Source organism: Nonomuraea sp. SBT364 (assembly GCF_001083785.1).
Classification (GTDB): domain Bacteria; phylum Actinomycetota; class Actinomycetes; order Streptosporangiales; family Streptosporangiaceae; genus Nonomuraea.
In genome coordinates, this window is record NZ_LAVL01000102.1 from 21,213 (window position 1) to 30,953 (window position 9,741).

Below are 9,741 nucleotides of genomic sequence, written 5' to 3' on the forward strand. Positions count from 1 at the left end.
GCGCCGCGGCCCCGGTGATCGCCCTCAGCGCAAGGCCGCGCGCCTGTCTCGGAGCTCCGGGGCGATACGGTCGGAGGTGTGAGCACCACAGCGTTCGACACCACGATCAATCAGGCTCGCGACCTGCTCAGGTGGCGTTCGCCGCTGCGCACCGAGCTGTGGGCGGCCCGGCTCACCGCCGCCCTGGAGGCAGCCGGGGACGACCAGCTCCTCCCCCAGCTCGTACGGGACGGCCGCCCCGAAGCCCGCCTCACCCTCGCCGCCCTGGCCGCCCTCCACACCGGACACCCGGACAAGGAGAAACGCGCCACCGCACAGGCGGGAGCGGACGACCACACCGCCGCACCGAGCGATGCGGACGACGGCGACGCCGCACGGGCCGATGCGGACGACGGCGACGCCGCACGGGCCGATGCGGACGACGGCGACGCCGCACGGGCCGATGCGGACGACGGCGACGCCGTGCAGGCGGGACCGGGTGGGGGTGACGCCGGGGACGGTGGCAACGGCGGGCCCGAGGAGCCTTCACGCCGGGACGGCGAGAGCGCCGGCTCTCCCGTCACCGAGCCGTACCTGCAGGCCGGGGCCGACGCCGTGGGTTCGCTGGCCGGATGGGTGGCGCTGATGGGACAGGTCCGATGCGACGGCGCCTGGTACGGGCCGGCCGATCGCTACGGCGAGCAGACCCTGGCCGCGCTCGCCTTCCGCTACGCGAACGGCAAGGAGCCGCACCTGCTCGTGGTGGGCATCGACCAGGCGCACGGCGGGCTGGCCGTCGACGCGGTGGTGGAGGAGCCGAAGTTCCTCGACGATCTGGAGCTCGCGCCGACGGAGCCGGGGGTCGTGGCGGGGCGGATCCTGGACGCGTTCGAGGTGACGGACCTGGTGATGGGGGCGGAGGTCGCGGAGACGCTCCCCGCCGTCCGCCCGCTCGCGTTGTCACGGGCCCGCGCTGTCCCCGGCCCGGTACGCCACCAAGCCGACGACATCGTCACGCGATTCCACGGCATTCCGGATATGCCGGGTGCGCGGGAGGCGTACGAGAAGCTGGTCGAGTTCCTCGGGGATCGGCCGTCGTGGTGGAGTCCGGCCAGGGTGTCGCGGTTCCTGACCTCGTGGCTGCCCCGGGAGGCGATCCTGTCCGACGCGGCCGTGGCGGCGATGCCCGACGTCCTGCGCGCCTGGACCCGGCATCACGGCGACCACCCGGAGATCCTGCGCCGCATCGACGACGAGGCTCCCCACCTGCCGGCGCTCATGGCCGACGACTCCCTCGCCGGCCTCGCCAAACGCATCGCCCGGCAACACCGCCCCTGACCCCCCACCGCCACAGACGGTCCGGGGCGGCCCAGAGCACCCCGGCAGCCCAGGGTCGCCCACCCAGCCCAGAGCAGCTGCCCGGCCGGGACCCCGGGCGACGGCGCTAGCCGGGGGTGGTCAGCCGCGCCGGATGGGCATGTGGGGTGGGACCCGTGCCCACGTGTTCTCCCGTCGGCGTTTCCGGCTCGGCCGCGGACTCGAGGCTTGCGGGGCCGACCGGCTCGCGTGTGCCGCGTCCGGAGCCGGCCGGTTCGACGTGGCGTTCGGGCTGGCTGATCTCGGCCCACACCGCATCGAGGGAGAGACCGAGGACATCGGCGATCGCGGCGATGGTCGGGAAGGCGGGGGTCGCCACCCGGCCCGACTCGATCTTCCTGAGGGTCTCCGGTGAGACCCGCGCGTCGAGCGCGGTCTCCAGCATCGAGCGCTCTCCCCTGGCGCGACGCAGCAGCGCGCCGAGGCGCTGTCCGCGCTCGACCTCCGCGGGAGTGAGGGGCAACCTGACCATGGCCCCAATTGTAATACCGGGATAATATGGCCGGTATAGTTATTGGCTACAGAGAGAAGGGCGGCCGCATGATCGAGATCCTGAACCCCACCGAACTGGCCCGAGCGAAAGACGCCGGCGCCCTGGTCGCCGACATTCTGCAGACGCTGAAGAGCCGCAGCGCGGTCGGCACGAACCTGCTGGACATCGACCGGTGGGCACAGGACATGATCGTCGAGGCCGGAGCGGAGTCCTGTTACGTCGACTACGAGCCGTCCTTCGGACGTGGGCCGTTCGGCCATTACATCTGCACGGCCGTCAACGACGCCGTGCTCCACGGGCTGCCGTTCGACTACACGCTCGCCGACGGCGATCTGCTGTCGCTCGACCTAGCCGTCTCCAAAGGCGGGGTCGCCGCGGACTCCGCCATCAGCTTCGTCGTGGGCGGCTCGAAGCCCCCGGAGAGCATCGCGATGATCAGCGCGACCGAGCGCGCGTTGAGCGCGGGCATCGCGGCCGCCGGGCCCGGGGCTCGCGTCGGCGACATCTCGCACGCCATCGGCTCGGTCCTCAGTGAGGCGGGATACTCGATCAACACCGAGTTCGGAGGTCACGGCATCGGCTCGACGATGCACCAGGACCCGCACGTCTCCAACACCGGCCGGCCCGGCCGTGGGTACAAACTGCGCCCTGGCCTGCTGCTCGCACTGGAGCCGTGGGTCATGGCGGACACCGACGAACTCGTCACCGACGCCGACGGGTGGACGCTGCGAAGCGCGACAGGCTGCCGGACGGCACACAGCGAGCACACGATCGCCATCACCGACGACGGAGCCGAGATCCTCACCCTGCCGAGATAGGCACCACCGGGTGCGCCGCCCACGCGAGGAAGGGCGGGCACCCGGCAGGCCAGGATGGCGGGATCTGCGCATTGCGCGGGGGCGGCTATGCTGCGCAGTGACGTTTACGCCGCCCCCGCCCGGGCGTTTCCACAGGGAGATCTTGCGCATGTACAAGGAGTTCGCCGCCGAGGCTGTCGTCTGGATCGTGCCGGTCGTGGTGCTCATCGGTCTCGCCCTGATGATCACGGCCTGACGACGCCGGAGGGTCAGCGGTAATACTCGTAGTGCACGACGGTGCTGACTCGCTTGTCGAAGCGGATCTCACCGTCGAGCCAGCGGTTCCACATGTTCGACAGCGACCGGGTGCGGACGGTGCATCCGCCCCACCGGACGCCCTTGGGTCGGATCTGGCCGACGTAGTCGTGGCAGGATCCGACCTTACGGCCATTGACCTTGAGGTTGGCGTTGAGGCTGACCGCGTAGAGACGTTTGCTTGATTTGTTGGTGATGCGGACCTTGATGCGGCAGGTGTCCTTGCATCGGCCGAAATAGATCTTGTAGCGGATGAGGTGCGGTTTGGCCGCGACCGCGTTCTCACTGACTGTCGTGGCGGACACCTGCGAGGTGCCGGCCGAGGCGGGTAATGCGAGCCCTCCCGCCGCCACAGTGGCGACCAAGAGCGCGCCGGCAAGACTTCTGATCATGTTGCCCCCATGGCGAACCGATCCAGCCGCCTCCCCCAGTTGAAAGCGGCTCTTCCATTGACCATCGGGAAACGGGAGAAATCAACATCCCGGACGGCTACGAAGCCCACGCCAGCAACGGCCCGCCCTGGCGCAGCCGCTTGAGCGCCTGCTTCTCCAGTTGCCGGATCCGCTCCCGGGTCAATCCCATCCGCTGCGCGATCTCCGTATAACTCCGGACCTCCTGCCCCGCCAGGCCGTACCGGAGTCTGAGAATCACCGCCTCGCGCGGCGGCAGGGCGGACGCGACCGCGTCGTTCACCGAGACGCTCAGCGCCCGCCTCTCGGTCAGCTCCTGGACCCCCGGCCCGTCGTCGTCGGCGAGCAGGTCACCGATGCTGCTCTCGCCGCTCTCCCCGACGGGCGTGTCCAGGCTGACCATCTCCCTGGCGAGCCCGCGCAGCCCCGCCACCTGCGCCGGCGTGCGCCCGGCGGCCTCGGCGAGCTCGTCGTCTCCGGGCGCCCGCCCGAGCGAGGCGGCGAGCGCCCGTTCGGCCCGGAGCAGCCGCGCCACTTCCTCCGCCACATGGATCGGCAGCCGTACGATGCGGCTCTTGTCGTGGATGCCCCGTTCGATCGCCTGGCGGATCCACCACATCCCGTACGTGGAGAACTTGTAGCCGCGCGTGTAGTCGAACTTCTCCACCGCCCTGATCAGCCCGAGGTTGCCCTCCTGGATGACGTCGACGAGTGGCAGCCCGCGGTGGGCGTAGCGTCTGGCGGCGGCCACCACCAGCCGGAGGTTGGACCCGATGAGCAGGTCCTTGGCGCGCTGACCGTCGCGGCGGACGAGATCGAGCTCGGCGGTCCCGGCGCCCGTGGCGATCAGGTGACCGGCGTACAGACCGGCCTCGATCCGCTTGGCCAGGTCCACTTCGTCAGCGGCGGAGAGTAAGGGGGTCTTGCCGATCTGCTCCAGGTAGAGGCCGAGCAGATCGGGCTCTTGGGCCGACATGCACGGGCACTACCCGGTAAACGGCGGTGAATTCCCGGCGTCGTTGAGTTCGGCGATGGCGAGCTCGGCGGTGGTGCGGATGTCGAAGAACTTGTCGAGCGCGGTGATCGCGAACAGGTGCTTGCACCTGCCGTTGAGCCCCGACAGCAGCAGCCGCCCGCCCGACGCGGTGACCGCCTTGTGCAGATAGACCAGGACGGACAGGCCCGAGGAGTCGCAGACCGCGACGGCCTGCATGTCGATGACGAGCATCGGCGGCTGCGTCAGGTCGAGCGCCTTGGTGACGCGGTCACGGACTTCGGCCGCGGAGCCGAAGTCGAAGTCGCCCGTCAGCCTTGCGATGACACACGGCCCCTGAAGCCCGAGGCTGATCGACAAGGCCTGGTCCGAAGTCACCCAGTTCCACCCACCTGCGTTGCTCTTACCTTCCCCCCACTTTACGAGAACGTTCGTCGGGGGTTGAACACCAGCATCCGCTCGATCTGCTCATCTGTCACACCCGACTCCAGCAGCGCGGCCAGCACGTCGTCGTGAATGTGATCGTATCTCCAGTTGGGCGCCATGGTGCTGAGGGTTTCGTCCCAGGCATCGGGAAAGTAGTCGCTGAAGCAGGCCGCGTCGTGGCTGAGCACCATCCGGTCGTCGTAGCCCCGGCGGCACAGCTCGGCCACGGTGGCCACGCGCTGCGCCGTCGAGTTGTAGACGTCGAGCCCGAACCGGTCCATACCGAGCGTGGCCCCGGTGTCGGCCAGCCTCATCAAATAGTCCAAATCGTTACTGTCACCGGCGTGCCCGACGACGACCTTCGCCAGGTTCACCCCCTCCTTGGCGAACAGGTCGAGCGCGAGGAGCCCGCTCTGCGTGAAGGAGTTCGTGTGGACGGTGATCGGCGCGCCGGTACGCAGGTGGGCCTGGGCGACGGCCCGGCAGATCCGCTCGACGCCGGGCGTCAGCCCCTTCTGCTCGACCACGCACTTGAGGAAGGCCGCCTTGACCCCGGTGTCGGCGATGCCGTCGGTCAGGTCGCGGACGAAGTCGTCGATCATCGGGTCCGGGATGTCGACGATCAGCCCCGGCCCCCGGTGCTCGTACTGGTGGGGCAGCTCGTCGAAGGAGTAGAGGCCGGTGGCGACGATGATGTTCAGATCAGGCACTTCGGCGGCGATGCGCTGGATGCGAGGGATGTACCGGCCAAGCCCCCACACCGTCGGGTCGACGATCGTCCTGACCCCCTTGGCCGCCACCGCGTTGAGCTTGGTGATCGCGTCGGCGACCCGATACTCCTCGTCCCACCACGCACCTTTGCCGTAATTGTCCAGGTGCTCCGTGGCGGTGATGAACACGTGCTCGTGCATCAGCGTCTGGCCGAGCTCGCTGACCTCGACGGGCCCGCGGACGGTGTTGACGGTGGTCATGAGGGCCTCCGCGCCTGCTGGTCTGATCGCGCCAATGTAAAGCCCGCTCACATCCCCGTCAACGTCGCAGCCGGGGAAACAGCGGCTCCGGCCGAGGCAGCCGCTCCCCGCTCACCGCCGCGGCCACCCGTGCCGCCGCCGTGGGCAGGAACGGCTCCAGTTGTACGGCCAGCACCCGGCAGGCGCGCACCAGGGTCGCCAGCGACTCCCGCCGGTCAGCGGGGTCCTGATGCCAGGGGCGCGTGGCCTCGACGTACTGGTTCGCCTCCTCGACGATCGCCCACACCGCGGCGGCCGCCCGGCGGAAGTCGAACGCCGCGAGCGCGTCGCCGACGAGCGCGGGCGCCCGCTCGCAGGCGTCCGGCACCGGGCCCGCCGCCTCGGTCACCCGGCCGTCCTGGAACCGGTGCACCATGGTGACGACCCGGTTGACCAGGTTGCCGATGCCGTTGGCGAGGTCCTCGTCGGCCCTGGCGACCACCCGTTCCTCGGTGAAGTCGGCGTCGCCCACACGCGGCACCTCGCGCAGCAGCCACCACCGCACCGCGTCCACGCCGTACGCGTCCACCAGCGCCACGGGGTCGACCACCGTCCCCGACGACTTGCTGATCTTCCGCCCGCCCGCGGTCAGGTAGTCGTGCACGTAGATGGCGCTGGGCAGCGGCAGCCCGGCCGACAGCAGCATCGCCGGCCAGTACACCGCGTGGAACCGGATCACGCCCTTGCCCACCAGGTGGATCCGGCGCGGCTCCCGTACCCACCAGCGCTCGTAGTCGCCGTCGCCGAGCGCGGTGATGTAGTTGGCCAGCGCGTCCCACCACACGTAGACCACCTGGCCGGGATCGCCGGGCACCGGGATGCCCCAGCCGCGCGAGCGGGCGGCCGAGCGCGAGATGCTGATGTCGTCCAGCCCCGCCTCGACGAACGCCAGCACCTCGTTGCGCCGCGCCGCCGGCTCGATCGCCAGCCGCCCGCTCCGGATCAGGCCGAGCAGCGGCTCCTGGTAGCGGGACAGCCGGAAGAACCAGTTCTCCTCCGAAACCGCCTGCATCGGCGCCTCATGGCCTTCCGGACAGGGCCCTTCGGCGTAGAACTGCTCGCAGCCGACGCAGTAGCGCCCCTCGTAGTGCCGCCGGTAGAGATCGTGCCCGACCGCCCGCCAGATCCGCTCGACCCCGGCGCGATGCCCGGGATGGGCGCTCGTCCGCACGAACGCGTCGAACGACAGGTCCAGCGGCCCGCGCAGCGCCTCGAACGCGGCGGCGTTGCGGTCCACCAGCTCGCGCACCGGCACGCCCGCGGCCTCGGCGGCCAGCACGTTCTTCAGCGAGTTGTCGTCCGTTCCCGTCTGGAACCGCACGGCCTCCCCGAGGTGCCGGTGATGCCGGGCGAGCACGTCACCCTGCACGATCTCCAGCGCGAACCCGAGATGCGGGCGGGCGTTCACGTACGGAATGGTCGTCGTGATGTACATCGGATGCCTCCCAAGGGGCCCCCGACACGACGAGAGGCCCCGCTCGCAGGGCCTCGACGTCACCGGCATGCCCCGCTAGGGGGCCATCATCACCGGGTACGCCGTCATGTCCCCGATGCTATCGGCGCGCTCCGCCGAATCCCAGCGCATTACGTCGCTACGCGCGCCCGGACGAGGCGGTCAGCGCGAGCTCCAGCAGGCGGCGCAGGTCGGCCGGGGGCTGGACGCCCGCGACGGGCGGCCCGCCGTCGATCACCAGGGACGGGACGCCGGTGATGCCCCGCTCCGCCGCACGGCGCCGGTCGGCGCGCACGTCCCCGGCGTGGTCGTCGCCGGCCAGCATCGCCCCGACCTCGCCGGTGTCCAGGCCGGTTTCGCCGCCCAGACGGCGCAGGACGTCCGGGTCCGCCACGTTGAGGCCCTCCGTGTGGTACGCGCGCAGCAGGCGCTCCATCATCTGGCCGCCCAGGCCGCGGCGGGCGGCGAAGTGGCTCAGCCGGTGCGCGTCGAAGGTGTTGACCGGCCGGGCCAGCTCCAGGTTGAGCTCCAGACCTTCCGCGGCCCCCAGGGACCTGATGTGCGCCACCCTGGCCGCCGCCTGATCGCCCCACCATTCGGTCATGGCCTCGGCGGCGGTCGGGCCGGGGGTCCGGCTCTGCTCCGGGGACAGTTCGTAGCTGCGCCACACGAGCTCCACGGCGTGCCGGTCGGCGACCGTCTCCAGCGCCGCCGTCAGGCGTCTCTTGCCGATGTAGCACCAGGGACAGAGCACGTCGGAATGTATTTCGACCTTCATGCGACCCACCCTGCAACCTCAACCACGGTCAAGGTCAAGCGCGCGTCAGACGAACCCGGCCAGCTTGTAGAGCACGAGCGACCCCGCCACGGCCACGTTCAGGCTGGCGCCGGTGCCGATCATCGGGATCTCCACGACCAGGTCGAGCAGGTCGAGCGCCTCGGGCGGGATCCCGTCCGCCTCGTGGCCGAGCACGACGACGGTCGGCTGCCTGGCCATCGGCAGGTCCGCCAGCCGTACGGCGTCCTCGGCCAGCTCGACGCCGACCACCTGCTCGCCCCGGTCGCGGCGCTCGGCGAGCCACCGCATCGGCCGCACCCAGTGCACGCACGCCCCGGCGCGCAACGTGTTGCCCTTGGCCAGCGCGTCGGGCACCCACGGCAGCCGGGGCACGGCCAGGCAGGCTCCGACGGCGTCGCAGGTGCGCAGCAGCGTGCCCAGGTTGACGCTGTGCATCGGCCACAGCGGCGCGACGGTGAGGTGCCCCAGGCATCGGGGCGGCCGTCGCCGCCGTGCGGACTTGAGCTCTTTCCTCGTACGGACCCTGATCCCGCTCATGCGCGCGGGCGGATCTCCTCCGCGGAGGTCATCATGCGAAGGGCGCTTTCAGCGGCACGCCCAGGCCATCGACGGGAGCCTCCAGCATAGCGCCTGACCCCGCGCGCGCCACGGCTCAGGATGACGACCGGCCCTGGCGGGAACGGTGGCGTGCGGCCCAGACGGCGGCGCCGAGCGCGAAGACGGCCAGACCAGCGAGCACGGAGGTCAGCGGGAGGGTGGCGGCGAGCAGCAGGCACAGGCCCAGCCCGAGCACCGGCACGGCCTTGGGCGGCGCGCCCTCCTCGCGGCGCAGGGTGAGCGCGGCGGCGTTGGCGACGGCGTAGTAGACGAGCACCCCGAACGAGGAGAACCCGATGGCCCCGCGCAGGTCTGCCACCAGCACCAGGCCGATCACCGCCACCGCCACGGCCAGCTCGGCCCGGCGCGGCACCGACGCCCCGGCGTGGACGGTGGCGAACAGGCCGGGCAGGTCGCGCTCCCTGGCCATGGCCAGCACCGTGCGCGACACCCCGAGCATCAGCGCGAGCAGCGCCCCGAGCGCCGCCACGGCCGCGGCCACGGCGACGACCGGGCGCATCCACTCCGCCCCGGCCTCGGCCACCACATCCGACAGCGGCGCCTCGGAGGCCGCCAGCCCCCACGTGGTCAGTGTGCCGAGCGTGGCCACCGCCACCAGGGCATAGACGACGAACGTGACGGCCAGGGCGATGCCGATGGCACGCGGGATGGTCCGTGCCGGGTCGCGGACCTCCTCCCCCAGGGTGGCGATCCGGGCATATCCGGCGAACGCGAAGAACAGCAGCCCGGCCCCCTGCAGCACGCCCCAAAGGCCCGGGCTGGACAGGTCGAGGAGGGCGTAGACGGCCGCGTGCTGCTCGAGGGCAAGGTCCGGGACGTTCAGGACCCAGCCCTCATCGAGGGGGATCACCTGCTCCTTGTCAATGACGCGCGCATTCGACGCGTCCCCGCCGGGCGCGTTCGCCGCCTCATCGGCGGGCATGGCGGATGTCTCTTTTACACCTCTCCGAGCCCACGAGACCGGACTAGATATCGTATGCCGGCTTTTGCTTTAAAAAAAAAAAAATAAAGAAGTATATACGATTGTCGCTGATAGAACAAAATTATGTAAACAGAGGATCATATAGAAG

11 protein-coding genes are annotated in these 9,741 nt (G+C 70.6%); 2 read left to right on the forward strand and 9 right to left on the reverse strand.

Annotated elements, in window-relative coordinates; all coding sequences use genetic code 11:
* Positions 1–462: 462 nt before the first annotated feature.
* Positions 463–1,317 (forward strand): hypothetical protein, encoded by an 855-nt coding sequence (locus ADY59_RS32425; protein WP_049570241.1) that lies wholly within the window; start codon positions 463–465, stop codon positions 1,315–1,317.
* A gap of 106 nt (positions 1,318–1,423) precedes the next feature.
* Here ADY59_RS32425 and ADY59_RS54125 read toward each other — a convergent pair whose 3' ends face one another.
* Complete coding sequence (locus ADY59_RS54125; RefSeq protein WP_197093967.1) at positions 1,424–1,828, reverse strand: helix-turn-helix domain-containing protein; 405 nt, start codon at positions 1,826–1,828, stop codon at positions 1,424–1,426.
* 68 nt (positions 1,829–1,896) lie between these two features.
* Here ADY59_RS54125 and map point away from each other — a divergent pair, with 68 nt between their 5' ends.
* On the forward strand, positions 1,897–2,667 hold the full coding sequence (gene map / locus ADY59_RS32435) for a type I methionyl aminopeptidase (RefSeq protein ID WP_049570243.1): 771 nt from the start codon (positions 1,897–1,899) through the stop codon (positions 2,665–2,667).
* Between the two features lie 248 nt (positions 2,668–2,915).
* Here the strand turns inward: map and ADY59_RS32440 are convergent, their stop codons facing one another.
* The 8 genes from ADY59_RS32440 to ADY59_RS32475 form a co-directional block, all read right to left on the reverse strand.
* A complete protein-coding gene (locus tag ADY59_RS32440; RefSeq protein WP_156325865.1) occupies positions 2,916–3,353 on the reverse strand; it encodes a hypothetical protein in 438 nt (145 codons plus the stop codon).
* A gap of 97 nt (positions 3,354–3,450) precedes the next feature.
* Positions 3,451–4,347 (reverse strand): sigma-70 family RNA polymerase sigma factor, encoded by an 897-nt coding sequence (locus ADY59_RS32445; RefSeq protein ID WP_049570247.1) that lies wholly within the window; start codon positions 4,345–4,347, stop codon positions 3,451–3,453.
* Between the two features lie 9 nt (positions 4,348–4,356).
* The gene (locus ADY59_RS32450; RefSeq protein WP_082310575.1) at positions 4,357–4,743 is read right to left on the reverse strand and encodes an STAS domain-containing protein; all 387 of its coding nucleotides are present in this window, start codon (positions 4,741–4,743) and stop codon (positions 4,357–4,359) included.
* Positions 4,744–4,784: 41 nt separating this feature from the next.
* On the reverse strand, positions 4,785–5,762 hold the full coding sequence (locus tag ADY59_RS32455; RefSeq protein ID WP_049570258.1) for a phosphotriesterase family protein: 978 nt from the start codon (positions 5,760–5,762) through the stop codon (positions 4,785–4,787).
* A 58-nt stretch (positions 5,763–5,820) separates the two neighbouring features.
* Positions 5,821–7,236, reverse strand: coding sequence for a methionine--tRNA ligase (gene metG, locus ADY59_RS32460; protein WP_049570261.1), 1,416 nt, complete (start codon positions 7,234–7,236; stop codon positions 5,821–5,823).
* A gap of 157 nt (positions 7,237–7,393) precedes the next feature.
* The gene (locus tag ADY59_RS32465; RefSeq protein ID WP_049570264.1) at positions 7,394–8,032 is read right to left on the reverse strand and encodes a DsbA family oxidoreductase; all 639 of its coding nucleotides are present in this window, start codon (positions 8,030–8,032) and stop codon (positions 7,394–7,396) included.
* Between the two features lie 45 nt (positions 8,033–8,077).
* A complete protein-coding gene (locus ADY59_RS32470) occupies positions 8,078–8,590 on the reverse strand; it encodes a TrmH family RNA methyltransferase (protein WP_049570271.1) in 513 nt (170 codons plus the stop codon).
* 115 nt (positions 8,591–8,705) lie between these two features.
* On the reverse strand, positions 8,706–9,521 hold the full coding sequence (locus ADY59_RS32475) for an APC family permease (RefSeq protein WP_231619004.1): 816 nt from the start codon (positions 9,519–9,521) through the stop codon (positions 8,706–8,708).
* Positions 9,522–9,741: the final 220 nt, after the last annotated feature.